The 25,100-nt window shown below is 65.7% G+C and carries 20 protein-coding genes; 10 read left to right on the top strand and 10 right to left on the bottom strand.

Annotated elements, in window-relative coordinates; translation table 11 throughout:
* Nucleotides 1–56: 56 nt before the first annotated feature.
* The 3 genes from K5L94_RS16015 to K5L94_RS16005 all read right to left on the bottom strand — a co-directional run bounded on the left by K5L94_RS16015 (nucleotide 57) and on the right by K5L94_RS16005 (nucleotide 9,423).
* Nucleotides 57–2,966 (bottom strand): TonB-dependent receptor domain-containing protein, encoded by a 2,910-nt coding sequence (locus tag K5L94_RS16015; protein WP_053450414.1) that lies wholly within the window; start codon nucleotides 2,964–2,966, stop codon nucleotides 57–59.
* 466 nt (nucleotides 2,967–3,432) lie between these two features.
* Entirely contained in the window at nucleotides 3,433–6,255 is a 2,823-nt protein-coding gene (locus tag K5L94_RS16010) for a TonB-dependent receptor domain-containing protein (RefSeq protein WP_274510856.1), read from the bottom strand.
* Nucleotides 6,256–6,615: 360 nt separating this feature from the next.
* Entirely contained in the window at nucleotides 6,616–9,423 is a 2,808-nt protein-coding gene (locus K5L94_RS16005) for a TonB-dependent receptor plug domain-containing protein (protein WP_049457781.1), read from the bottom strand.
* A 213-nt stretch (nucleotides 9,424–9,636) separates the two neighbouring features.
* Here K5L94_RS16005 and apbC point away from each other — a divergent pair, with 213 nt between their 5' ends.
* Entirely contained in the window at nucleotides 9,637–10,491 is an 855-nt protein-coding gene (gene apbC / locus K5L94_RS16000; RefSeq protein ID WP_006459367.1) for an iron-sulfur cluster carrier protein ApbC, read from the top strand.
* Between the two features lie 78 nt (nucleotides 10,492–10,569).
* On the top strand, nucleotides 10,570–11,142 hold the full coding sequence (dcd, locus tag K5L94_RS15995) for a dCTP deaminase (RefSeq protein ID WP_053450411.1): 573 nt from the start codon (nucleotides 10,570–10,572) through the stop codon (nucleotides 11,140–11,142).
* Between the two features lie 75 nt (nucleotides 11,143–11,217).
* Here the strand turns inward: dcd and K5L94_RS15990 are convergent, their stop codons facing one another.
* The 3 genes from K5L94_RS15990 to K5L94_RS15980 are packed head-to-tail and all read right to left on the bottom strand — an operon-like array spanning nucleotide 11,218 to nucleotide 12,491.
* A complete protein-coding gene (locus K5L94_RS15990; RefSeq protein WP_005410498.1) occupies nucleotides 11,218–11,385 on the bottom strand; it encodes a LiaI-LiaF-like domain-containing protein in 168 nt (55 codons plus the stop codon).
* 15 nt (nucleotides 11,386–11,400) lie between these two features.
* Entirely contained in the window at nucleotides 11,401–11,823 is a 423-nt protein-coding gene (locus K5L94_RS15985; RefSeq protein ID WP_006459301.1) for an HIT domain-containing protein, read from the bottom strand.
* Nucleotides 11,820–12,491 (bottom strand): dienelactone hydrolase family protein, encoded by a 672-nt coding sequence (locus K5L94_RS15980; protein WP_053450410.1) that lies wholly within the window; start codon nucleotides 12,489–12,491, stop codon nucleotides 11,820–11,822. The genes K5L94_RS15985 and K5L94_RS15980 overlap by 4 nt, the downstream gene beginning before the upstream one ends.
* Nucleotides 12,492–12,695: 204 nt before the next feature.
* Here K5L94_RS15980 and rimO point away from each other — a divergent pair, with 204 nt between their 5' ends.
* Together rimO and K5L94_RS15970 are read left to right on the top strand one after the other, a co-directional pair.
* Nucleotides 12,696–14,057 (top strand): 30S ribosomal protein S12 methylthiotransferase RimO, encoded by a 1,362-nt coding sequence (gene rimO, locus K5L94_RS15975; RefSeq protein WP_006459296.1) that lies wholly within the window; start codon nucleotides 12,696–12,698, stop codon nucleotides 14,055–14,057.
* A complete protein-coding gene (locus K5L94_RS15970) occupies nucleotides 14,054–14,881 on the top strand; it encodes a DUF3025 domain-containing protein (RefSeq protein WP_164087272.1) in 828 nt (275 codons plus the stop codon). The genes rimO and K5L94_RS15970 overlap by 4 nt, the downstream gene beginning before the upstream one ends.
* 114 nt (nucleotides 14,882–14,995) lie before the next feature.
* Here the strand turns inward: K5L94_RS15970 and greB are convergent, their stop codons facing one another.
* Both greB and K5L94_RS15960 read right to left on the bottom strand, forming a co-directional pair.
* Nucleotides 14,996–15,502, bottom strand: a complete 507-nt coding sequence (greB, locus tag K5L94_RS15965; RefSeq protein WP_049458814.1) for a transcription elongation factor GreB — start codon at nucleotides 15,500–15,502, stop codon at nucleotides 14,996–14,998.
* A 79-nt stretch (nucleotides 15,503–15,581) separates the two neighbouring features.
* A complete protein-coding gene (locus K5L94_RS15960; protein ID WP_164087271.1) occupies nucleotides 15,582–17,087 on the bottom strand; it encodes a helicase HerA-like domain-containing protein in 1,506 nt (501 codons plus the stop codon).
* A gap of 123 nt (nucleotides 17,088–17,210) precedes the next feature.
* Here K5L94_RS15960 and K5L94_RS15955 point away from each other — a divergent pair, with 123 nt between their 5' ends.
* Nucleotides 17,211–18,818, top strand: coding sequence for a transglycosylase SLT domain-containing protein (locus K5L94_RS15955; RefSeq protein ID WP_180878480.1), 1,608 nt, complete (start codon nucleotides 17,211–17,213; stop codon nucleotides 18,816–18,818).
* A gap of 23 nt (nucleotides 18,819–18,841) precedes the next feature.
* Entirely contained in the window at nucleotides 18,842–19,189 is a 348-nt protein-coding gene (locus tag K5L94_RS15950) for a ribonuclease E inhibitor RraB (RefSeq protein WP_274510855.1), read from the top strand.
* A 91-nt stretch (nucleotides 19,190–19,280) separates the two neighbouring features.
* On the opposite strand, the gene asd is transcribed toward K5L94_RS15950, so the two are convergent.
* Both asd and K5L94_RS15940 read right to left on the bottom strand, forming a co-directional pair.
* Nucleotides 19,281–20,123, bottom strand: coding sequence for an archaetidylserine decarboxylase (asd, locus tag K5L94_RS15945; protein ID WP_274510854.1), 843 nt, complete (start codon nucleotides 20,121–20,123; stop codon nucleotides 19,281–19,283).
* Nucleotides 20,120–20,770 carry an SCO family protein gene (locus K5L94_RS15940; RefSeq protein WP_006381470.1) on the bottom strand — a complete coding sequence of 217 codons (651 nt, stop codon included), beginning with the start codon at nucleotides 20,768–20,770 and terminating at the stop codon, nucleotides 20,120–20,122. Before K5L94_RS15940 ends, asd begins: the two co-directional genes overlap by 4 nt.
* Nucleotides 20,771–20,892: 122 nt before the next feature.
* Between K5L94_RS15940 and prmB the strand changes: the two genes are divergently transcribed.
* The 4 genes from prmB to K5L94_RS15920 all read left to right on the top strand — a co-directional run bounded on the left by prmB (nucleotide 20,893) and on the right by K5L94_RS15920 (nucleotide 25,073).
* Nucleotides 20,893–21,822: a 50S ribosomal protein L3 N(5)-glutamine methyltransferase gene (prmB, locus tag K5L94_RS15935; RefSeq protein ID WP_274510853.1), complete on the top strand. Its 930-nt coding sequence runs from the start codon at nucleotides 20,893–20,895 to the stop codon at nucleotides 21,820–21,822.
* Nucleotides 21,819–22,922 (top strand): chorismate synthase, encoded by a 1,104-nt coding sequence (gene aroC, locus K5L94_RS15930; RefSeq protein WP_008264593.1) that lies wholly within the window; start codon nucleotides 21,819–21,821, stop codon nucleotides 22,920–22,922. The genes prmB and aroC overlap by 4 nt, the downstream gene beginning before the upstream one ends.
* On the top strand, nucleotides 22,915–23,952 hold the full coding sequence (locus tag K5L94_RS15925; RefSeq protein WP_053450403.1) for a 2-hydroxyacid dehydrogenase: 1,038 nt from the start codon (nucleotides 22,915–22,917) through the stop codon (nucleotides 23,950–23,952). The genes aroC and K5L94_RS15925 overlap by 8 nt, the downstream gene beginning before the upstream one ends.
* Before the next feature lie 92 nt (nucleotides 23,953–24,044).
* Entirely contained in the window at nucleotides 24,045–25,073 is a 1,029-nt protein-coding gene (locus K5L94_RS15920; protein ID WP_274510852.1) for an aspartate-semialdehyde dehydrogenase, read from the top strand.
* Nucleotides 25,074–25,100: the final 27 nt, after the last annotated feature.

Raw genomic sequence — 25,100 nt, 5'->3', positions numbered from 1 at the left:
GGAAAGCCCGGTACGTGCCCGGGCTTTCCATCCGTGCTTACATCATCCGCAGATGATCAGAACTTGTACTGCAGGCTCATGTAGAAGCGACGGCCCAGCGGGTCGGCGCCAATGAACGGGTCATAGAACGGATAGGCGGTACGGCTGTTGTCCTTGCGGTACTGGTTGTCGAACACGTTGACCACCTGGAAGGTTGCCAGCACGTTCTCGCCGAACTTCTTGCCAACGCTCAGGTTCCACAGGAAGAACGGCGGCAGGCGACGCGGGTAGTAGCCGCCCGCGCTGTTGGTGCCCGCCGTGTCAAGGCTGCTGAATGCCGAGCCGTAGCGGGTACCGAACACGGTGGTTGCCCAGTCGCCCTTGGACCAGGTGACGCTGCCGCGGGCGCGGCTGCGTTCCGGGTTCCAGTACTCCGGCGGCAGATCGCGGTAGTCGATCAGCGGCTCATCCTTCAGCTGCTTGTACTTGTTGGTCAGGGTCAGCGAATAGCCCAGGTCGAAGTTGAAGCGACCCCAGCGATCGGTGTCCAGGTTGTACTTGTAGCTGGCATCGATGCCGCTGGTGTCCTGCAGCGCGGTGTTGATGTAAGCATTGTTGATGCGGCTGATGCGGCCGTTGTCCGGAGCGTCCGGCTGGTTGACGCGGGTGATCAGGGTCGACAGCTGCGAGCACAGTGCAGCGCTCGGCATCGGGCGCGACGGGTCGCTGGTGCTGCCCAGGCGGCAGGCGGCGTCGGAGCGCAGCAGGTAGTCGTTGCTGAGCTGCGCAGCGGCGTCTTCCAGGCGGATGCGGTAGTAGTCAACCGTCAGCGACATGCCATCGGTCACGTCCCACACGAAGCCCGCGCCCCACGACTTGCCCTTCTCTTCGGTCAGGTTGGGGTTGCCTGCCACCAGGGTCTGCACCGAGTACTTGGTCGGATCGTTGGCGGTGGCATTACAGGCGGCACGGGTACGCGGACCCTGCGCTGCGCCGGCACCGGTACCCGAGCGGCACGCATACTCGTCGAGCTCGGTGGTGTAGGACGCCGCACCCTGTGCGTAGATCAGCTGCATGTCCGGGGCGCGGAAGCTGGTGGCGTAGCTGCCGCGCACCAGCAGGTTGCTGAACGGACGCCATTCCAGGCCGAAGTTGTAGGTGGTGGCCGCATCGACCGACGAGATGTCGTCGTACTTGTCATAGCGGGCCGCGGCGTTGGCGCTGAGGCTGCTGAAGATCGGCACGCGGAACTCCGCACCAATGGCGTAGCGGTCGCGGGTACCGTGGGTTTCGCCCGAGCTGGTCAGGTTGTAGATGGTCTGGCTGTCGATCGGACGCAACTGATCGGTGCGCGGATCGCTGACCATGTCCATCTTCTGCCGGTTCCATTCCAGCACACCCGCGAAGCCGAGGGCGCCGGCCGGCAGATCGAACAGATCGCCACTGACGTTGAAGTTGGCGTTGGCGACGCTGGTCTCCGAACGGTTGATCACGCGCGTCGAGAACGAGCGGTAGATGTCCGGCGTGATCGGCGACGTCCAGCGATCCTGGTTCAAGGCGTAGACCGGATAGATCGCGTTGCCGGTGGTACCGCCGGTGGAGTTGAGGTAGCCCAGGCGTGGGCCGAGGAAGTAGTCATGCACGGCCTGCGCGAGCAGGCGCGGGCGATCCATCTTGTAGTCGTAGTAGCCGTAACCGGCGCTGGCTTCCCAGTCGAAGCGGTCGGCGAAGTTGCCACGCACACCGACGTTGAAGTCGTAGGTGTACTCGTCATACAGGGTGCTGGCTGCTTCGTTGCCGCCCAGCTCCTGCGGAGTGAAGATGCGCTGCAGCGACACCATATCCTTCAGGTTCGGGTCCCAGAAGTACTGGGTGGCTGCACCGGCACTGGTCTGGTTGAAGCGGTCGCCCGACGTCGCCCAGAACTCCGTACCCGCGCTGGCCTTGGCCTTGGTGGTGTAGTAGTTGACGCTGGCGAAGCCCTGGGTGGTATCGGTGAAGTCGAAGGTACCGTAACCGTAGGCCGAGTAGAACTGGCGCTTGTTGGAGATCGAACGGGCGGCGTTGCTGGTGTATGAGCCGCAGTACTTGCCGCGGGACGCGGTGGTGACCGTGTCGAAGCCCAGTGCGTCGCACTTCTCCTGGCCCGGGTACAGGACGTTGTGGTTGAGCGGGCCATTGGCGGAGGCCAGGCCACGAATGACGGCCATCGAAAGGTTCGGGGTCGCCGTACTGCCCAGCGGACCCTCGCGCAGGTCGGACAGCCACTTGCGCTGGCTGGCGAACACCGGCTCGCGGTCGCTGTACTGCAGCGCCCACACCGCGCTCCAGCGGTCACCGGTACGGCCACCGGTCAGTTCCACGTTGACCGTGTCACCGCCGCCTTCGGCAGTCGTGCCGGCGGTCACGCGCACCAGGTTGCCGTCGTAGTGCTCACGCAGCACGATGTTGACCACGCCCGCCACGGCGTCGGAGCCGTAAATGGCCGATGCACCACCGGTCAGCACTTCCACGCGCTCGACGATGCTGCTCGGGATCGAGTTGATGTTGGCGACGTTGTTGTCGCGGTTGTACGGCTGCGGGTACTGCGCCGGGCGGCGGCCGTTGACCAGGGTCAGCGTGTAGCCGGGGCCAAGGTTGCGCAGGTTGACCACCTGGGCATTGGGGGTGAAGCCGGTAACGGCCAGGTCGCCGGTGAAGGACGACGTGGTGTTCTGGGTCAGCGTCTGCAGCATGTCACCGACGGTCTGGAAACCTTCGCGGTCGATGTCGGTGCGGGTGATCACGGTCACCGGCGCCGGGCCTTCGACATCAGAGCGCTTGATGCGTGAGCCGACCACCGAGACGCGGTCGAGATTGGTTGCGTTCTTGCCGCCTGCTTCGTTGCCAGCTTCCTGGGCGAAGGCCGGAGCGATGCCGGTGGCCAGCAGGGCCGTGGTGAGCGCAAAGCTCAGCGGGTGGCGGCTGAGCGCCTTGCGGATGGTCATGTGTAGATCCCCTGATGAATCAAACATCGGTCGGCTCCCTGGAGGCTTGCCGCCGTCCCTGATGGGCTGTAGCCCACTTCTCACCGGCTTCACAAGCCGATGAACCAAAGTTAACACAGACTTAACTTGGCCTGTCAACTGTTCATGCGGCCGTCATGAAGCCAAGGTAGGCAAAGCCTTGATTTCTCCGCGATTTCTTCGCAACTCATTGATATGAAAGAAGTTGCAAAGCCTTCCTGAACGGGCGGCCTGGACCGTCGCTTGCTTGGGTGCGGGAACGTTGCGTTCAGGGAACAGAAGGGAAAAGGGGCCGCTGGCAAGAAGACCCGTGCCTTGGGCAGGGGGCAGGGCGGGTAGACGGTCTCTGTCGCCACCCGGTACGAACAGTGATGCAGTTCGCACTTGCCGGGTGCAGGAAAGGACGGACCCCGCCGAAGCGGGGTCTCCTCTGGCACGGCAGGGCGCCTTACTTCGCGCCGAAGTCGTACTGCGCCTGCACGTAGATCGCGCGCCCGTAGGCGTTGTACAGGGCGTTGTTGTACGGCACGTCGATGTTGCCCGCGTAGGAGTGCTGCTGGTTGTCCGGCACCTTGTTGAACAGGTTGTTGACCATCAGCGAGAACGTCAGGTTGTCCATCGCGCGGTAGTTCACGCTCAGGTTGTACGTGGTGTGCGAGCCCCACTTGCCGGCCTTGTAGCCGGAGGTCGGGTCAACGTAGTCGTAGCCGCGTCCCACGTAGGACATGTAGTTGGGCGTGCGGCCGATGTAGTTGAAGTACAGCGTGGTGGTGAACCTGTCGATTGCCCAGCCCACCGAGCCGTCGGCCCGGACCTTGGCATAGGAGTCGTACACCCACATCGCATACGGGTTGCCCAGCAGGTCCAGGAACGGGTCGTTGAGCTGCGGCTGCAGTTCACGCTTGAGCATGTTGGTGTAGTTGCTGGAGAACTGCAGCGAGCCGAAGCGGCCGATGTCCTGCACGTACTTGAAACTGGCGGTCACCGCTTCCAGGTTCTGCCGTGCCACGTTGAGCTTCGGCGTGTAGATTTCCTCCAGCGCACCGGTGGCATCACGGGTGACCCAGTTGGCCACATCCTCGCAGGAGGCACCGGCGGTGTTGGACAGGCCGTTGCGGCAGTAGTACTCGGCCAGCAGCAACTGGTCGGAACTGAGGGTGTTGACCTCGTTCTTGATCTTCCAGTTGTAGTAGTCCAGCGACACGGAGAGATTGCTGATCGGCGCCCAGACCAGGCCCGCGTTCCATACGTCGGCAGTGATCGGCTTCAGCTCCGGATTGCCCGACTGCGTGCCGAACACCGACACGCTGCCGTAGCGGCAATCGACCGTGTTGGACGGATCGAAACCGAGCTGGCCGCAGCGGTAGTAGTCCTTGGAGCCATTGGCGTAGTAACCGCTCTTGCCCTGGAAGGCGTCGGGCAGGGAGGGTGCGCGGAACGCAGTGCCGTACTTGCCGCGGACCAGCAGGCTTTCAAACGGACGGAACTCCAGGCCGATGCTGTAGGTCGGCTTGTCGACGGTGTGGCCGGCAATCTTGAAGTTGTCGTAGCGACCGGAGGCGGTGACCGTCAGCATGTCGTGCAGGGGCAGGCGCAGCTCGCCAGTCACCGCATAGTTGCTGCGATGGCCGTTGCCCGCCACGGCAGTGGTGGCGAACACCGTGCCGTCGGTCAGGCGCGCATCCGGGGTGTAGGTCCAGCCTTCGCTGCCGCCTTCAACCACGGCGGCGAAGCCAGCGTCGCCACCGGGCAGCTTGAACAGCGAACTGTTGGTGAGCTGGGCGCGGGTCTGGGTCTGCCAGGTGCGGCTGCGGCTGGTGGTGAAACCGGTGAAGCTCTGGAAAGCGCCCTCCGGCAGCTTCGAATAGAAGGCACCCCAGTTCGGGTTGTAGATGTTGTAGCCGTCGTCGGTCTCACCCAGCACCGGGCCCAGCACGTTGTCGGCGAACCAGTTGTTGATCGGGTCGTTCCAGCGCGCGTAGCCACGCTCGTTCAGTTTGTACTCGCCGCGGGTGATGCTGGCCTCGTAGTCCCAGTTGCTGCCGATCGCACCGCGTGCGCCCAGCGTGACCTGGTAGGACTTGCTGCGGTCGGTATTCATGATGTCGCGGTAGCCGCCACCGCCGATGTCTTCGGGGGCGAATACGCGCTGCAGGCCGAGATAGCGGCCACTGGACTGATCGAAGAACGGACCCATGCTGATGTCCGTGCCCCAGTAGTTGTAGCCGGAACCGGTGTTGTACTTGACGGTCTCGTAGCTGTAGAGCACATCGCCGAACAGCTGCAGGTTGTCATTCACATCGTAGGTCAGCGCCGAATAGAACTGGCTGCTTTCCTTGCTGTTCTTGATCGTCTTGTAGCCGGCACCGAACGCCGAGCCGCAGGACTGGCCGGCCCGGCGCGTGCCCAGGATGGTGGTGCCATCGAACTGCCCGGCAACGCTGGCGCAGTTGCTCGGATCCATCATCAGGAAGTCATCGGTGTCAGCATCGAAGACCAGGAAGTCGTTCGAGGGCAGCTGGCGGGTATAGCCGCGCGGATTGTTCTGCTTGGTGATGTCGCGCTGGTAGCCCCAGATCGGGTTGGTCTTCTCGTACTGCACGTTGACCAGCGCGCGGAAGCGATCATCGCGGCTGTTGAAGCCATTTGCCCCGCTCACCCGGAAGCTGGCGCCGCCACCATCCGAATAGGCGCCGCCACGGACATTCAGCGTGCCGCCGTCCATGCGCTCCTTCAGGATGATGTTGACTACGCCGGCAATGGCGTCCGAACCGTACAGCGACGACTGGCCGCCCGGCAGGACTTCGATGCGGTCGACGATATCGATCGGGATGCCGCTGATGTTGTTGAACGCGTCGCTGCCGTTGTACAGCGCCGGGTAGGACAACATCGGGCGGCCATTGATCAGGTACTTGGTGTAGCCCGGGTTGAGGCCGAACATCCCGGCCGCTTCGGCGCCCTGGGTGAACGATGCGGAGGTCTGGCCGCCCTGCAGGCCGCCAGTAGTGAGCGAGGACTGCTGCAGCACTTCGGCAACGCTGGAGAAGCCGCGCGCCTGGATCGCCTCGGCGCTGATGGTCAGCACCGGCGTCTGGTTTTCGATCTGGGTCTGCGGGATCAGCGAACCGGTGACGGTAACCCGGTCGAGGTTGGTGGCTGCACTCTTGCTGTCCTGCGCGAGCGCACCGGTGCTGGCGCTGGCAAGGAGCAGGCCGCTGAGCACGGCGCAGGTGAGCGGATGGCGTGGGAACAAGAAGCGACTGCGAGACATGCGATTACTCCGTGTGATCGTAAGAACGCGTTTCCCCTTCCCGGGGCTCGATTTCTGTCCGGCCGCTCTGCAGGCATGCGGGGCGGTGTGCCTGAAACCTAACATGGGCTTAACTTGAAATGCGCAGATGTGTAACCGCATTTGACTGGCTTTGTCACAGTTCTGTGGATGTGTTCTTTGAAAACAACAATTTGCGGATATTGTCCTGTTTTGCTGAATCTGGCGAAATGAATGAATGCAAAATGATCGGTCATTAACAATCGGGACGCCCTTTCATTTTCTGACCGGTTTTCCCAGGCAAAAAAAAGGCCCCGCCGAAGCGGGGCCTGGTCCAGACACGAAGTCCGGAAAACGACGGGATCAGAAGTTGTACTTGACCTGGGCCGAGATCTGGCGGCCGTAGACGCTGTAGAAGCCGTCATTGAACGGGGTCGATTCGTTGCCCGGGTAGTTGTAGCGCTGGCCTTCCGGCAGCTTGTTGAACACGTTGTTGACCATCAGCGACAGCACCAGATCGTCCTGTGCCTGGTAGTTCATGCTCAGGTTGTACGTGGTGTACGAACCCCACTTGCCCGCCTTGGCGCCGGAAGAGTGGACGTAGCCGTAGCTGCGGCCGGTGTAGGCCAGGTAGTTCGGGGTGCTGCCGACGTAGTTGGCGTACACGGTGGTGGTGAACTTGGCGATGTTCCAGGCCACCGACAGATCGCCACGGACCTTGGCGAAGTTGTCGTAGTACCACATGTTGTACGGATCGCTCAGCAGGTCGAGCTTGGCGGCGCCCGGCATCGGCTGCACTTCACGCTTGAGCATGTTGGTGTAGTTGCCGGAGAACATCAGCGAGCCGAAGCGGCCGATATCCTGCTGGTACTTCGCCGCCACGGTCACCGCTTCCAGGTTCTGGCTGGCAACGTTCAGCTTCGGCGTGTACACGCGGGTCAGGTTGCCACCGGCATCGCGGGACACCCAGTCGGTCACGTTCTGGCAGCTGGCCGAGGTGTTGTTCGGCAGGCCGTTGCGGCACTGGTACTCGGCCAGCAGCAGCTGGTCGGTGCTCAGGGTCTTGACCTCGTTCTTGATCTTCCAGTTGTAGTAGTCGGCCGACAGCGAGAAGTTGCTCACCGGGGCCCACACCACGCCTGCGCTCCACACGTCGGCGGTGATCGGCTTCAGGTCCGGGTTGCCGGACTTTTCGCTGTACACCGAGGTGTTCTTGTAGAACGAGCAGGCCTCGTCACGCAGCGCGTAGCCCAGCTGGCTGCAACGGTAGTAATCGTTCTGGCCGGATGAGTACGAGCCGCTCATGCCCTGGAACGCATCGGACAGGGTCGGTGCACGGAAGGCGGTGCCGTACTTGCCGCGCAGCAGCAGGCTTTCGATCGGACGGAATTCCAGGCCGATGCTGTAGGTGGCCTTGTCGACGGTCTTGTCGGCGATCTTGAACGCGTCATAGCGGCCCGAGGCGCTGACGGTCAGCTTCTCGAACAGCGGCATGCGCAGTTCGCTGGTGACCGCGTAGTTGCTGCGGTGACCGGCGCCGGCGACGGCGGTGGTGCCCCACACGTTGCCATCGATGAAGGCCTGGTCCGGCGAGTAGTCCCAACCTTCGCTGCCGCCTTCCAGGACGACGGCCAGGCCGGCGTCGCCGCCCGGCAGGCTGAACAGCGAGCCGTTGGTCACCTGCACGCGACCCAGGTTCTGCCAGGTCTTGCTGCGGTGGGTGCCGTAGCCGGTGAAGCTGGCGAACTGGTCCGGGGTGATCGGCGAGTAGAACGCAGCGTAGTTCGGGTTGTAGATGCCGAACGTGGCAGTCGGGTCCTTCGGATCGGTGTAGGTGCCCAGGCGCGGGCCCAGCACGGTCTGGCCGAAGAAGTCCTCGATCTTGTCCTTGAAGCGCACGAAGCGGTTCTGGTCCAGGCGGTATTCGCCGCGGGTGAAGCTGGCGCTGTAATCCCAGTCGCCGACCATGCCCTTGCCGCCCAGGGTGACCTGGTAGGCGCGGCTCTCATCGGAGTTCAGGATGTTGTTGTAGTGGCCCGGGCCGATTTCTTCCGGTGCGAAGGCGCGCTGCAGGTTGACGACCTTGCCGATGCCCTGGTCATAGAAGCCACCCATGACCGACTTGGTGCCCCACCACAGGGCGCTGGAGCCGGAGGTGAATTCGGTCTTTTCCTTGCTGTACAGCACGTCGGCGAACAGCTGGAAGTTGTCGTTCACGTCGAAGGTCATCGACGAGTAGAACTGGCCGCTGTTCTTGCCGTTCTTCAGGGTCTTGTAGCCGGCGCTGTACACCGAACCGCAGGACTCGCCCGAGGTGCGCTTGCCGACAACGGTGGTGCCGTCGTACAGGCCTGCGACGTTGGCGCAGCGGCTCGGATCCATCATCAGCAGCTTGTTGTCTGCGTTGGTGATGACGGCGAAGTCGTTCGACGGCACCTGTGCGGTGTAGCCGACCGGGTTGTTCTGCTTGGTGATGTCACGCTGGTAGCCCCAGATCGGGCTGCCGTTTTCGATCTGCACGTTGACCAGCGCGTGGAAGCGGTCGTCGAACGCGTTGAAGCCCTTGGCTGCGCTGAAGCGGATGTTGCTGCCGCCGCCTTCGGTGTAGGTGCCGCCACGGACGGTCATCGTGCCGCCGTCCATGCGCTCCTTCAGGATGATGTTGACCACACCGGCGATGGCGTCCGAGCCGTACAGCGAGGACTGGCCACCCGGCAGCACTTCGATGCGCTCGACGATGTCGATCGGAATGCCGCTGATGTTGTTGAAGGTGTCGCTGCCGTTGTACAGCGCCGGATACGAGAGCATCGGGCGGCCGTTGATCAGGTACTTGGTGTAGCCCGGGTTCAGGCCGAACATGCCGGCTGCTTCGGCGCCCTGGGTGAACGAACCCGAGGTCTGGCCGCCCTGCAGGCCGCCGGTGGTCAGCGACGACTGCTGCAGCACTTCAGCAACGCTGCTGAAGCCGCGGGTCTGGATGTCTTCGGCGGTGATGGACATCACCGGGGTCTGGGTTTCAACCTGGGTCTGCGGGATCAGCGAACCGGTGACGGTGATCTTGTCCAGGTTGGTCGCCTTGTCCTGGGCCATTGCCGGGGCGGCGGCCATCAGAGCGGAAATCAGGGCGACGGCGAGCGTGTTGCGACGTGCGGTGTTGCTTACGTATTTCATGTAGTTCCAATAGAGAGCAGAAACAAAAATCGGCACTGCGCATGCGCCATCGTGCGTGCTGGAGACCAGCCCCGCAGCCCAAAACAGTGCTTCAGGAACGTAACATGAACTTAACAATCTGTGCACGAATCCGTAGCAATCCTGAATTTCAGTCAGGCTACGTCCAGCTTGTATGATGTTGGGTTATCCCCCCTGATTCCGCTGGTGCCCGTTGTGAACAGTTCTCTCCGCCGTCCCCATGCCAGCCAGGTCCAGAAGGGGCTGACGCCGCATGCCCGCATCCGCAACGTGATCGCGGTTGGTTCGGGCAAGGGCGGCGTCGGCAAGTCGACGACCGCGGTCAACCTGGCCGTTGCGCTGCAGCAGTTGGGTGCGCGTGTAGGCGTGCTGGATGCGGACATCTACGGTCCCAGCGTACCGGCCATGCTGGGCCTGTCCGGCCGTCCGGAAAGCCCTGACAACAAGAGCATCGAGCCGCTGCGCGCGTTCGGCGTGGATACCATGTCGATCGGCTACCTGATCGAAGAGGACACGCCGATGATCTGGCGTGGCCCGATGGCCACCTCGGCGATGACCCAGCTGTTCAACGACACCCTGTGGGATGACCTGGACTTCCTGCTGATCGACCTGCCGCCGGGCACCGGTGACATCCAGCTGACCCTGACCCAGAAGATCCCGCTGGCCGGTGCGGTGATCGTCACCACGCCGCAGGACATCGCCACGCTGGATGCGAAGAAGGCGCTGAAGATGTTCGAGAAGGTCGAAGTACCGGTGCTGGGCATTGTCGAGAACATGGCCGTGCATACCTGCAGCAACTGCGGGCACGTCGAGCACCTGTTCGGCGAAGGCGGTGGCGAGCGCATGGCCGCGCAGTACGGCGTGCCGCTGCTGGGATCGCTGCCGCTGCAGATCGGCATCCGCGAGCAGGGCGACGCCGGTACCCCGATCACCGTCGCCCAGCCCGATTCGGTGCCGGCCCAGGCCTATCGCCATGCCGCGCAGCGCCTGGTCGAGGAAGTCGGCAAGCGCCCGCGCGCGTCGATCCCGATCCTGTCTTCGCTGCTGTAAGTGCCTGCGCAGGGGCCGCCGGCCACGCCCGGCCCCCTGCTAGAATCCTCGCGCCCCCTCGCATTCCCAGGACAAAGCATGAGCATCAAGAGTGACCGTTGGATCCGCCACATGTCCGAGCAGCACGGCATGATCGAGCCGTTCGAGGCCGGGCAGGTCAAGCAGGCCAACGGCGAGCGCATCGTCAGCTATGGCACCTCCAGCTATGGCTACGACGTGCGCTGCTCGCGCGAGTTCAAGGTGTTCACCAACATCAACTCGACGATCGTCGATCCCAAGCACTTCGACCCGGGCAGCTTCGTGGATATCGTCGGCGACGAGTGCATCATCCCGCCGAACAGCTTCGCGCTGGCCAGGACCGTCGAGTACTTCCGCATCCCGCGCGACACCCTGGTGGTTTGCCTGGGCAAGAGCACCTACGCGCGCTGCGGCATCATCGTCAACGTGACCCCGCTGGAGCCGGAATGGGAAGGCCACGTGACCCTGGAATTCAGCAACACCACGCCGTTGCCGGCGCGCATCTACGCCAACGAGGGCGTGGCCCAGATGCTGTTCTTCCAGGCGGCATCCGATGACGTCTGCGAAACGTCGTACAAGGATCGTGGCGGCAAGTACCAGGGCCAGACCGGCGTGACCCTGCCGCGGACCTGATGACGGTGGGCCGTTTGTGGAGCCGAGCCATGCTCGGCTCTACATGAAGGAAGGCGGCGCAATGCGCCGCCTTCGTCATTTTCCGCGACCGAACAGCATGGCGATGCCGACGCCCACCAGTGCCACCGGCCACCACGTCAGCAGCAGCTTGGACAGGTTCAGGTGCGTCCAGCCGAGGTTGCTGGCAAGCATGAACAGGCCGATCAGGATCAGCAGGATGGCGGCAACGAGGTTGAATCGCATCGGGTCGGCGAAGGCTCAGGAGTGGGCCGGATATCCTAGCCGGTCCTTCCAGTAGGCGACATGCTGGTCCAGTGCCGACGGCTCGTAGCGGTGTGCCGGGCCGCTGCCCCAGACCGGGCCCGGCCAGGCCGGATCGCCGTCATGGCGGCCGATCACGTGGAAATGCAGCTGGCGCACGATGTTGCCCAGCGCGCCGATGTTGATCTTCTCCACGCCGTCGGCGCCCTTCAGGGCCTTGCAGGCGCGGTTGAGCTCGGTGCGCAGCTTGTCCTGCTGCTCGCCGTCCAGCTCGATCCACTCGGTCACCCCGGCCAGGCGCGGTACCAGCACCAGCCAGGGGAATCGTTCGTCGTTCATCAGTCGCACTTGCGACAACGGTCCTTCGGCCACCAGCACGCTATCGGTGGCCAGGCGTGAATCGAGTTCGAATTCGCTCATCCAAGATGCTCCGAGAAGAAGTCCAGGGTGCGTTGCAGCGCCAGGGTGGCGCTGTCTGGATCATACGCATGTCCGACCTCGCGGTTGAAGGCATGATCGGCCGGATAGACGAAGGTGGCCATCTGCGGCAGCTTCTCGCGGTGGGCCTGCACCGCCTCCGGCGGGATGCTCTTGTCCTGGGCACCGAAGTGGAAGATCACCGGGGCCTTGGGCGTCTCATCGAGGAACTGCACGTTGCGCGCACCGTAGTAGCTGACCGAGGGCAGGCCCAGGCGCACTGCCGACAGCATCGCCACGGTGCCGCCCCAGCAGTAGCCGACCGTGCCGACCTTGCCGTAGGGGGCCAGTCGGGTTGCCGCGGCGCGGACCACTTCCAGTGCCTTCTCCATGCCCAGCGCGGCGACCCGTTCCAGGCCGTCCTTCACGCCCTCGGGGCTGTAGGGAAGGGCGTCCGGGTCGGCATCGGGGCCGTCGACCAGGTCGAAGAACGACGGCGCCAGCACCGCGTAGCCCTCGGCGGCGAAGCGCTCGGCCACGCTGCGGATGTGCGGGTTGGCGCCGAAGATTTCCTGCACCACCACCAGCCCGCCGCGCGGGGTGCCTTCCGGCAGGGCCTGCCAGGCCCGTACCGGGCCGTGATGGGTATCCAGGGTGATCCACTCGGCCATCGTCATCTTCCTCGTTGCAGGGAACAGGACTGCATTGTCGGCGCTGCGCGGGTTAGCGGCGTGTCAGCGGCTGTGCGGGATCGGGCGGCTGGCCGTTCAGAGCGCGGCGCCCAACCCCGGTATACTGGCGCCCTTTCAGGCCCCGGCCCCCAGGAACCCCTGCCACGCCGGCAGGGGCCCAGGCCCCCAGAGTCCCGCGATTCCATGTCCCAGCTGAACCCCAAAGTCGGCTTCGTCAGCCTTGGCTGCCCGAAGGCCCTCGTCGATTCCGAGCGCATCCTCACCCAGCTCCGCTCGGAGGGCTACGACATCGTCCCGTCCTACGATTCGGCCGACGTGGTGGTGGTCAACACCTGCGGCTTCATCGATTCGGCAGTGACCGAGTCGCTGGACGCGATCGGCGAGGCGATGAACCAGAACGGCAAGGTCATCGTCACCGGCTGCCTGGGCAAGCGCCCGGAGCAGATCCGCGAGGCGTACCCGAACGTGCTGGCGGTGTCCGGCCCGCAGGACTACCAGAGCGTGATGGAAGCGGTGCACGAAGCGCTGCCGCCCAAGCACGATCCGTTCGTGGACCTGGTGCCCGACTATGGCATCAAGCTGACCCCGCGCCACTATGCCTACCTGAAGATTTCCGAGGGCTGCAACCACAAGTGCAGCTTCTGCATCATCCCGTCGATGCGCGGCAAGCTGGTCTCGCGCCCGGTCGACGAGGTGCTGCGCGAAGCCGAGCGCCTGGTGCGTGGCGGCGTGCGTGAACTGCTGGTGGTGTCGCAGGACACCTCGGCCTACGGCGTGGACGTGAAGTACGCCGAGAAGATGTGGCGCGACAAGGCCTACCAGACCCGCCTGAAGGCGCTGTGCGAAGGCCTGTCCGAGCTGGATGCGTGGGTGCGCATGCACTACGTCTACCCGTATCCGCACGTGGACGAAGTCGTGCCGCTGATGGCCGAGAACCGCATCCTGCCGTACCTGGACATCCCGTTCCAGCACGCCAGCCCGCGCATCCTGCGCCTGATGAAGCGTCCGGGCGCGGTCGAGAAGACTCTGGAGCGCGTGCAGAACTGGCGCCGCATCGCGCCGGACATCACCGTGCGTTCGACCTTCATTGTCGGCTTCCCGGGTGAGACCGAGGCCGAGTTCGAAGAGCTGCTGTCGTTCCTCGACGAAGCACAGCTGGACCGCGTGGGTGCGTTCGCCTACTCGCCGGTCGAGGGCGCCACTGCCAACGATCTGCCCGACGCCGTGCCGGAGGAAGTGAAGCAGGAACGCCTGGCACGCTTCATGGAGAAGCAGGCGCAGATTTCCGCCGCGCGCCTGGAAGCCAAGATCGGCACCGTGCAGCAGTGCCTGGTCGATGCCATCGAAGGCGACATCGCCGTGGCCCGTTCCAAGGCCGATGCGCCGGAGATCGACGGCCTGGTGCACATCCAGAACGCCGACCAGGTGCCGCTGCGCGTAGGCGAATTCGTCGACGTGGAGATCACCGAGAGCGACGAGCACGACCTGTATGGTGACGCGCTGGCGGCCGCCACCCGCCCGGCGTTCGATCTCAAGATGCTGTGACCGCCGCCGCCGGTGACAACGGCGGCCCCCGGCGCTTCGTGCCGCCGCCGCGTGCGGCGGTTGATCCGCAGGCATTCAGGCATCCGCTGTTTGGCGGGCTGCAGGACTTCCGTGACCTGCTGGGCGGCACTGCATGGCCGTCCATCGCTGCGCTTGATGCGCGGCTGGCGCTGCCCGGCAAGCGCCTGCTCGAGCAGGACGCTGCGCTGCTGGCCGACGGCCTGCACTACGAGGTGCGTATCGCGCAGGGACGCATCGCTACCCGTGCCGACAACTGGCATGACCTGTTCAATGCACTGGTGTGGGCCCGTTTCCCGCAGCTCAAGCAAGCACTCAACGCGCAGCAATGCCGGCATATCGAGACAATGCCGCCGGGCCAGCGCAACCGCGCGCAGGCGGCACTGACCCAGTTCGACGAAACCGGCGTGATCGTGCGCGTGTGCGATGACGCGTTGCTCGCGGCATGGGATGGGCATGACTGGCCTGCGTTGTTCGAGCCGACGCGCTGGCACAGCGGTGACATCGCCATCGCTGCGGTATTCGGCCATGCGCTGATGGAGCAGGCACTGCTGCCGGGCCGCCTGCTGGTGGGCAAGTGCGTGGTGGTGCAGGGGGATGATGATGATCGCTGCATCGCCGAGGTGGCCGCGGCCATCGGCGAGGGCAGGGCGATCACCGATCCAGCGCAGCTGCGGCCGCTGCCGTTGGCGGGCATTCCCGGCTGGCATGAAAGGCAGGATGCCGCCTTCTACGCCGACGCCGACTACTTCCGTCCGCTGCGTGCCGGCCGCGCGTACCCGCCGCCGTTGCACGCGGCCCAGTAGAGTCGAGCTCGCTCGACTGCCCCGTTGCGTAGCGTCGAGCTTGCTCGACTGGCTGCAGGTGTAGTCGAGCAAGCTCGACTCTACAACGGCAACGCAGTCGAGCATGGCTCGACTCTACAACGGTGCGTATTCCACCCCGATCACCGCGAAGGTGAACTGCCCGCCGGGCAGCTCCACCGAAAATTCATCATCCAGCCGCTTTTTCAGCAGCGCCCGCGCCAGCGGCGAATCGATGCTGATCCAGCCCAGGCCGGCGTCGGTCTCGTCCGGGCCGACGATGCGATAGCGGCTGGTGTCGCCGCTGTCGACATTCTCCAGCTCCACCCAGGCGCCGAAGAACACCGCCTGCGGATCGGTCGGGGTGGTGTCGACCACGCGCAACGCTTCCAGCCGCTTGGTCAGGTAGCGCACGCGGCGGTCGATCTCGCCCAGCTGCTTCTTGCGGTAGGTGTACTCGGCGTTTTCCGAGCGGTCGCCTTCTGCAGCGGCTGCCGCCAGTGCCTTGACCACCTCCGGCCGTCGCACCCGCCATAGCTCGTCCAGTTCGGCCTTCAGCCGGGCGTGGCCGGCGGCGGTGATCAGGGCGGTGCTCTTTTCTGCGGGGGGACGCCAACGGGACATGCAGCACGACTTCTCTTGCGATGGGGAACGGGCGCGTCGCACCAGGCCTGGCGCGACGCGCGGAAACAGCAGGTGGTCCTCAGCGCTTGCCGCCGAAGATGCCGCCCAGGATGCCACGCACGATCTGGTTGCCCAGCTTGGTGCCGACGGTGCGCGTGGTCTGCTTGGCCATGGTCTCGATCATGCCCTGGCGGCGCTTGGTGCCGAAGATCGCGTCCTTGATCGACTGGCCGAAGCCTCCTTCCTGCGCCTCGTCCTGCTCGCGGCTGCGTGCGGCAGGGGCCTGCGCCTGCTCGGTCGCCTTCTGCGCGCGCTGCGCCAGCAGCTCCGCCGCCGATTCACGGTTGATCGCGGTGTCGTAGCGGCTGCCGACCGGGCTGCCGGCGCGCACCTGGGCGCGTTCGGCGTCGGTGATCGGCCCCATCCGGCAGCGCGGCGGCGCGATCATCGTCTGCTGCACCGGCATCGGTATGCCCTTGTCCTGCAGCGTGGAGACCAGCGCTTCACCGGTGCCGAGCTGGCTGAGCACCTTGGCCACGTCCAGTTTGGGATTCGGCACGAAGGTTTCGGCCGCGGTCTTCACCGCCTTCTGGTCACGCGGGGTGAACGCACGCAGCGCGTGCTGCACCCGGTTGCCGAGCTGGCCGAGGATGTTGCCCGGCACGTCATCGGGGAACTGCGAGCAGAAATATACGCCCACGCCCTTGGAACGGATCAGGCGCACGACCTGCTCGATGCGCTGTACCAGCGACGGCGGCGCATCGTCGAACAGCAGGTGCGCCTCGTCGAAGATGAAGACCAGCTTCGGCTTGTCCAGGTCACCCACTTCCGGCAGCTGCTCGAACAGTTCCGACAGCAACCACAGCAGGAACGTGGAATACAGCTTGGGCTTGAGCACCAGCTGGTCGGCGGCGAGGATGCCGATCATACCGCGGCCGTCGTGATTGACCCGCATGATGTCGGCCAGCTCCAGTGCCGGTTCGCCGAAGAAGTGCTCGCCGCCATCCTGGGCCAGGCGCAGCACCGAGCGCTGGATCGCGGCGATCGACTGCGCGCTGACCAGCCCGTATTCGGTGGAGATGTCCTTGCGCTCCTCGGCCACCAGGCCGAGCAGGGCACGCAGGTCGTCCATGTCCAGCAGCAGCAGGCCACGGTCGTCGGCCAGCTTGAACACGATGTCGAGCACGCCGGCCTGGGTGTCGTTCAATTCGAGGATGCGCGACAGCAGGGTCGGGCCCATTTCGCTGACGGTGGTGCGCACCGGATGGCCGAGCTTGCCGTAGAGATCCCAGAAAATGGTCGGGCTGGCGGCTGGGGCATAGTTGGCCACGCCGATCTCGGCGGCACGCTGCAGCAGGTTATCGGCGCCGGTGCCGGGCACGGCCAGGCCGGATACATCGCCCTTCACATCGGCCAGGAACACCGGCACCCCCAGCCGCGAGAAGCCTTCGGCCAGGGTCATCAGGGTCACCGTCTTGCCGGTGCCGGTGGCGCCGGCCACCAGGCCGTGGCGGTTGCCGAGTTTCGGCAGCAGGGTGACGGCAATATCGTCGGTGATGCCTTTGCCGAGCAGAATCGGATCCATGGTCCAGCCCTTGTAGTGAATAGCCCAATGTTAACGGGCAGGGGTGACGGTCCGAAGGTCCGGCTTGCCCCGACCTTGGCGGCGCCGCTACTCTGCCTGCCTGTTTCGCACACAGTGCCATCAATGCCCGTTCCTGTCCTGATTTCCCGCGGTTGGCCGCTGCTGGCCCTGGCCGGCCTGGTTTCCCTGGCGCCTGACGCCCATGCGCAACGGGTCTCGGCCCGGGACAAGGTGAAGGTCGATGCGCTGCAGCAGCGCATGACAGCCGCCGAGAAGCGCTACAGCGACGCCCTGCTGCTGGTCGCCAATGCCGACCCCAAGGGCAGCAACGAGGCCGACGCCGCGCTGGAGGACATGGAAGATGTCCTCAACGACTGCGTGAAGCAGAAGGGCTGCCAGATGGGCACGCTGCTGGCCAGCTACAAGCGCCTGCTCAAGCATGACGCCGATGCGGCGGCCAGCGATGACGTGGCCGATGAGGGCGGCGACCGCCTGGAAGCCGACCCCGACCATATCGGTCCGCTCACCGCAGACGTACCCGAGGCGGCCCGCGCCGCCGCACTGCTGAACGACAAGCGGCACGCCTTCGACACGATGGTCGAGTACAACCCGGCGGTGCAGGCCGGCATCCGCCGCTGGCTGACCGACATGCGCCCGGCGCTGCTGACCAGTTACGAGAACTACCAGAACCTGCGCGCGGTGATGTGGCCGGAGTGGGAAAAGCGCGGGCTGCCCGAGGCGCTGCTGTTCGGCATCATGGCCAAGGAATCCAACGGCCGCGTGCATGCCTCATCGCGCGCGGGTGCCGCCGGCCTGATGCAGTTCATGCCGGCCACCGGCCGCCGCTTCGGGCTGGGCCCGGACGGCACCGGTTTCGACACGCGCTTCGATGCGCGCAGCGCCGCCGAAGCCAGTGCCAGTTACCTCAACGAGCGCCTGCGCGAGCTCAACAACAACGTGGAAATGTCGGTGGCCGCCTATAACGGTGGCGAAGGCCGCGCCGCGCGGGTGTTCAAGCAGAGCGGCGGCCAGAGTTTCTGGACCGACAGCGTCTACAACCAGTTCCCCGGCGAGACCAAGGACTATGTGCCGATGGTGATCGCCGCGGCCTGGATCTTCCTGCACCCGCAGCAGTACGGCGTGGAGTTCCCGAAGATCAGCGCGCAGCCGGCCACGCTGCGCCTGGCCAGGTCCACCACCATCTACGAACTGACCATCTGCCTGGGCAGCCACGGCACCCGTGATGGCTACATGCGCGCGCTGCGCAACCTCAACCCGCGCTATGAAGCCGATGGCTGGATTCCGGCCGGCACGCTGATCAACGCCACCACCCGCATCGCCGGCCTGTACCAGCGCAACTGCGTCAGTGGCCCGCGTGCGGACCTGGCCCGCACCCTGATCACCGCCGACCTGAACGCGGCGATCAAGCGCCCGACCGCGGCCAGCTACACCGGCAGCGTGGCGGTGGGCGGTGTGGTGCCGGTGGCCGATGCCGCAGCCTCGACCAGCGTGCCGACGACACCCGTGGCGGCGGTGGCGACCCCGCGTCCGGCGCCCGCCCGGGCAAAGCCGGTGCGCAGCCACAAGGTGGGCAAGGGCGAGACCCTGGGCGCCATCGCTGCGAAGTTCCAGTGCGACGTGCCGACCCTGGCCCGCGCCAACGGCCTGAAAGCCCCCGCCTACAGCCTGCGCCACGGCCAGACGCTGAAGCTGCAGGGCTGCGACAAGTAATCCCCACGACCCCTGGAACCCGCATGGACCTCGAAGACACCCGCAACCTGTTCGCCAACCTCCGCGAGAACACCGACTGGGACATCAGCGGCCCGTTGCTGTGGGGCTATTTCTTCGTTCACTCGACCGCCGAGCCGCTGCAGGCCCTGGCCGACCACCTGCAGGCGCAGGGCTACACCTTCGTCGAACTGTTCGAGCAGGAGCCGGAAGAAGGCGACGCGCCGTTCCATGTGCTGCACGTGGAGCGCGTGGAGATCCACGACGAAGCCTCGCTGGACCGCCGCAACCAGGGATTCGCGGCCCTGGCCACTGAAAAGGGCGTGGAAGACTACGACGGCATGGACGTCGGCCCGGCCCCGGCCCTGCAGTAACGCGCGTACCGGTAGTGCCGGCCGCTGGCCGGCAATGCCCGACGCGTTGGATCAACGGAGATGCCGGCCAGCGGCCGGCACTACCGAAGCCTCAGCGCAGCGTGGCCAGCGCCTGGCCCAGCTGCACCGGGCTTTCAGCGCCCAGCTGCGGGGCGAACTCGGCCACGCCCGGCGGCAGCAGCACGATCACGGTCGAGCCATAGTTGAAGCGCGCCATCTCGGCGAATCGCTCCAGCCTGATGCCCTGGCCACGGTAGTCCTTGCGGGTGATGTGGTCGCCGTAGGCCGGGATCTCTTCGCCGCTCCACACGGTTTCCACGCCGGATACCAGCAGTGCGCCGACCATCACGCTGACCATCGGGCCGAAGCTGGTGTCGAAGTGGCAGACCAGGCGCTCGTTGCGCGCGAACAGGCGTGGCACGCCGTTCACTGCAGCCGGGCCGACGCTGAACAGACGGCCCGGCACGTGCACGGTTTCACGCAGGGTGCCGGTCCAGGGCATGTGCACGCGGTGGTAGTCGCGCGGCGACAGGTAGACGGTGGCGTACAGGCCGTCGTTGTACGGCTTGGCATCCTCGTCGCTGCCCAGCAGCTCGGCCGCGGTGAACGACTGGCCCTTGGCCTGGAAGATGCGGCCGGCCTCGATCTTTCCCAGCTGGCTGATGCGGCCGTCGGCCGGCATCACCAGGCTGCGCGGATCGGCATCGGCCACCCGCGCGCCCGGCTTCAATGCACGGGTGAAGAACTGGTTGAAGGTGGCATAGCTGCGCGGGTCCGGGTTGGCCGCCTCATCCAGGTTGACGTTGAACTTGCGGGTGACCGTGTCGATCAGCCAGCGTGACACGCGCGGGTCGTCCGAGTACGCCAGCGAACGCGCCATCGAGGACAGCAGGCGGTGGGGCAGGACGTACGTCAGGGCGGTGGTGAGACTCATGGGGCGGTTTTCTCGGTCAGCTTCTGCAGGTCGCGGGCGATCGCCGGCGCGTTGAACGGGGGGCGCACCAGGCCGGCGAGGCGGCCCTGCGGGTCGAGCACGGCCAGGCTGGCCGAATGCTCGACGGTGTAATCCTCGGGGTTCTCGTCGAAGTGCTTGCCCGGCACCTTCTGGAACACAAAGCCCAGCGAGGTGGCGAAGCGCTCCAGCGAGGGAACGTCGGCGGTGGCGGCCAGGGTGTCCTTGTGGAAGCCGTGCACGTATTCGCCCAGGCGGGTGGCGCTGTCGCGGTCGGGGTCGACCGAGATGAACAGCACGCGCGGGCGCAGGCTGTCGGGCAGGGCCTCCCACTGGTTCTGCGCGCCGGCCAGCTCGGCCAGGGTGGTCGGGCACACGTCCGGGCAGAAGGTGAAGCCCAGGAACACCAGGGTCCAGTGGCCCTTCAGTTCGCCGGGGATCAGGCGGGTGCCGTCGGATTGGGCCAGGTTGAAGTCAGGCAGTTCACGCGGTTGCGGATACAGGGTGATCGCTTCGGTAGCCGGGGCGTTGGCCGGCGGCTTCGGCGCGAACACCTGCTGGGCGGCCAGCAGGCCGAGCCCCGCCGCCAGGGCGATCAGCAGGATGATGCCGGCGTTGCGATTGAACATGGGGGCTCCCGCGCGAAATGGGTTCCATCATACCGGCTGTGGCCCGATCGTTTCCGCCGCAACGGATGCCGCCACGGGCGCCAGCCCCTATAATCGGGGGCCACTTTGCCCGCAGTACCGCCATGACCGCTGAAACGGCCGCCGAACTCCACACGATCATCGATCTGATCCGCTACGGCACCAGCCGTTTCAACGAAGCCGGGCTGACCTTCGGGCACAGCTACGACAACGCGCTGGACGAGGCCACCCAGCTGGTGCTGCACAGCCTGCACCTGCCGCACGACCTCGGCCCGGCGTACGGCCAGGCGCGGCTGCTGCAGGCCGAGAAGCAGCGCGTGCTGGAGCTGTTCCAGCGCCGCATCGACGAACGCATCCCGGCCGCCTACCTGACAGGTGAAGCCTGGTTTGCAGGTTTGAGCTTCAAGAGCGACAAGCGCGCGCTGGTGCCGCGCTCGCCGATCGCCGAACTGATCGAGTGCGGCTTCGAGCCGTGGCTGGCCGGCCGCGACGTGTACCGTGCGCTGGACCTGTGCACCGGTTCGGGCTGCATCGCCATCGCCATGGGCCACTACTACCCGAACTGGCAGGTGGACGGCGTCGACCTGAGCGACGACGCGCTGTCGCTGGCTGAAGAGAACCGGGAGCGGCTGCAGGCATACAACGTCAACCTGGTGAAGTCGGACCTGTTCAATGGCCTGTCCGGCCGCCACTACGACCTGATCGTCACCAATCCGCCGTACGTCACCAACGACGAGACCGATGCGCTGCCGCAGGAATACTCCTACGAGCCGGACATGGGCCTGCGTGCCGGCGACGACGGCCTGGACCTGGTGCTGAAGATCCTGCGTGACGCGCCGCTGCACCTGAGCGAAGACGGCCTGCTGATCTGTGAAGTGGGCGAGTCCGAACAGCATCTGATCAAGCTGCTGCCGGAAGTCGATTTCGCCTGGATCGAATTCAAGGTCGGCCAGATGGGCATCTTCGCGGTCGAATGCCGCGAGCTGATCGCCCACAGCGCGCGCATCACCGAACTGGCGGCGCAGCGCCCGTGAGTTCCAATTCGTTCGGCAAACTGTTCACCGTCACCACGTTCGGCGAGTCGCACGGGCCGGCCATCGGCTGCGTGATCGATGGCTGCCCGCCGGGGCTGGCGCTGGACGCGGCCGAATTCGCCCACGACCTGCAGCGCCGCGCCACCGGCAAGAGCCGGCACACTTCGGCGCGCCGCGAGGCCGATGAGGTCGAGATCCTGTCCGGCGTGTACGAGGGCCTGACCACTGGCACGCCGATCGCGCTGCTGATCCGCAACACCGACCAGCGCAGCAAGGATTACGCCAACATCGGCCAGCAGTTCCGGCCGGGCCACGCCGACTACAGCTACTGGCACAAGTACGGCATCCGCGACCCGCGCGGTGGCGGCCGTTCCTCGGCGCGCGAGACCACCATGCGCGTGGCCGCCGGCGTGGTCGCCAAGAAGTGGCTGGCCGAGCGTTTCGGCGTCACCGTGCGTGGCTACCTGTCGCAGCTGGGCGACATCACCCCGGCCGGCTTCGACTGGTCGGCGGTGGAAGACAACCCGTTCTTCTGGCCGCACGCCGCGCAGGTGCCCGAGCTGGAGGCGTACATGGATGCGCTGCGCAAGTCCGGTGATTCGGTCGGTGCCTGCGTGGACGTGGTCGCCGACAACGTGCCGCCGGGTTGGGGCGAGCCCATCTACGGCAAGCTCGACGGCGAACTCGCCGCCGCGCTGATGAGCATCAACGCGGTGAAGGGCGTGGAGATCGGCGACGGTTTCGCCAGCGCCGCGCAGAAGGGCACCGAGCATCGTGACCTGCTGACCCCGCAGGGCTTTGCCAGCAACCATGCCGGCGGCATCCTCGGCGGTATTTCCACCGGCCAGCCGGTGGTCGCTTCGATCGTGTTGAAGCCAACCTCCAGCCTGCGCCTGCCGGGCCCGTCGCTGGACACCGCCGGCAACGTGGTGGAAGTGGTCACCACCGGCCGCCACGATCCCTGCGTCGGCATCCGTGCCACCCCGATCGCCGAGGCGATGGTGGCGATGGTGCTGATGGACCAGGCGCTGCGCCATCGTGCGCAGTGTGGCGATGTCGGCACGATCACCCCGCGTATCCCCGGGCAGATCGATGGCTGACACGCGGCCGACGGTGTGGGTGAGCCAGCCGCTGATCGATGCGGCCATCGCGCCGCTGCGCGATCGCGTGCAGCTGCGCGTCACCGACACCGTTACCGCCTGGTCGCCCGAGCAGATCGCCGCGCAGCTGGCCAGCGCCGAGGGCGCGATCATCACCCTCAACGAGCGCATCGGCGCGGCCCAGGTGGCCGATGCCGCGCAGTTGCAGGTGATCGCCAACGTCGGCGTCGGCTACAACAACCTGGATGTCGACGCGCTCAGCGCGGCCGGCATCCTCGCCAGCAACACCCCGGACGTGCTCACCGAGACCACGGCCGACCTCGGTTTCGCCCTGCTGATGGCCACCGCGCGCCGCATCACCGAATCCGAGCGCTGGCTGCGTGAAGGCCAGTGGCAGCAGTGGTCGTTCCAGACCATGCTCGGTGCCGACATCCACGGCAGCACGCTCGGCATTCTCGGCATGGGCCGCATCGGCCAGGGCATCGCCCGCCGCGGCGCACTCGGTTTCGGCATGAAGGTGCTCTACCACAACCGCTCGCAGCTGCCGGCCGACACCGAAGCGGCGCTGGGTGCCACCTACGTGGACCTGGATACGCTGCTTGCGCAGTCCGACCACCTGCTGCTGGTGCTGCCGTACACCCCGGCGTCGCATCACCTGATCGATGCCGCCGCGCTGGCGAAGATGAAGCCGTCGGCCACGCTGGTGAACATCGCCCGTGGCGGCCTGGTCGATGAGATCGCATTGGCCGATGCACTGGCCAATGGCCGCCTGGCGGCGGCCGGCCTGGATGTGTACGAGGGCGAGCCGGCAGTGCGCCCGGAACTGCTGGCGCTGCGCAACGTGGTGCTGACCCCGCACATCGGCAGCGCCTCGCTGGCCACGCGAACGGCGATGGTACAGCTGGCCGTGGATAATCTGGTTGCCGGGCTCGGCCTGGACGGCGATCCGTCGCGCATGCCGAGCGCGATCAACGCTGACGCGGCGATGGCCGCGCGCGTGACTCTGGGCAAAAAAACCGGGAAACGATAGGGAACCTCCGCGCGCCCCGCTTGAGGAGGTTCCCCGAACCCTGCTGTCGTGCGTGATTTTTCCCATCCCCGTTTTCGTGAGAGTTTCCCCCCATGAGCAATGCACAGCGCAGTTTCCACGTCGCCGTCGTCGGTGCCACCGGCGCGGTTGGCGAGACCATGTTGTCGATCCTTGAAGAACGTGATTTCCCGGTTGGTACCCTGAGCGTCCTGGCCTCCGAGCGTTCGGCCGGTGGCGAGATCGAGTTCAACGGCCAGAAGGTCACGGTGCAGGACCTGGCCACTTTCGACCCGACCGGCGTCGAGATCGCCCTGTTCTCGGCCGGTGGCAGCGTGTCGAAGGAATACGCGCCGAAGTTCGCTGCCGCCGGTGCGGTGGTGATCGACAATTCTTCGGCCTTCCGTTACGACGACGACGTGCCGCTGGTGGTATCCGAGGTCAACCCGGAACAGGTTGCCAACCGTCCGCGCGGCATCATCGCCAATCCGAACTGCTCGACCATGCAGATGCTGGTGGCGCTGGCGCCGCTGCACCGCAAGTACGGCATCGAGCGCATCAACGTGTCCACCTACCAGTCGGTGTCCGGTGGTGGCCGTTCGGCGATGGAAGAGCTGGGCAAGCAGACCGGCCAGCTGCTCAGCTTCCAGGAAATCGATCCGCAGCGCTTCCCGGTGCAGATCGCCTTCAACCTGATCCCGCACATCGACGACTTCCAGGACAACGGCTTCACCAAGGAAGAGATGAAGCTGGTCTGGGAAACCCGCAAGATCCTCGGCGACGACAGCATCCTGGTGAACCCGACCGCAGTGCGCGTGCCGGTGTTCTACGGCCACTCCGAATCGGTGGCGATTGAGACCCGCGACAAGGTGACCGTGGCCGAAGCGCGTGCGCTGCTGGAGCAGTCGCCGGGCATCGAAGTGGTGGATCGCCACGAAGCGGGTGGCTACCCGACCCCGGTGACCCACGCTTCGGGCACCGACGCGGTGTACGTCGGTCGCATCCGTGAGCACCTGTCGCACCCGCGCGGCCTGAACCTGTGGATCGTCTCGGACAACGTGCGCAAGGGCGCGGCACTGAATGCCGTGCAGCTGGCCGAGCTGGTCGCCGCCGAACAGCGCTGAGCAGCGCGGTTGCTTCACCGGTAGTGC

The sequence above is a fragment of the Stenotrophomonas forensis genome, assembly GCF_028752115.1.
GTDB classification, from domain to species: domain Bacteria; phylum Pseudomonadota; class Gammaproteobacteria; order Xanthomonadales; family Xanthomonadaceae; genus Stenotrophomonas; species Stenotrophomonas forensis.
This window is presented reverse-complemented; position numbering and strand designations above follow the sequence as displayed.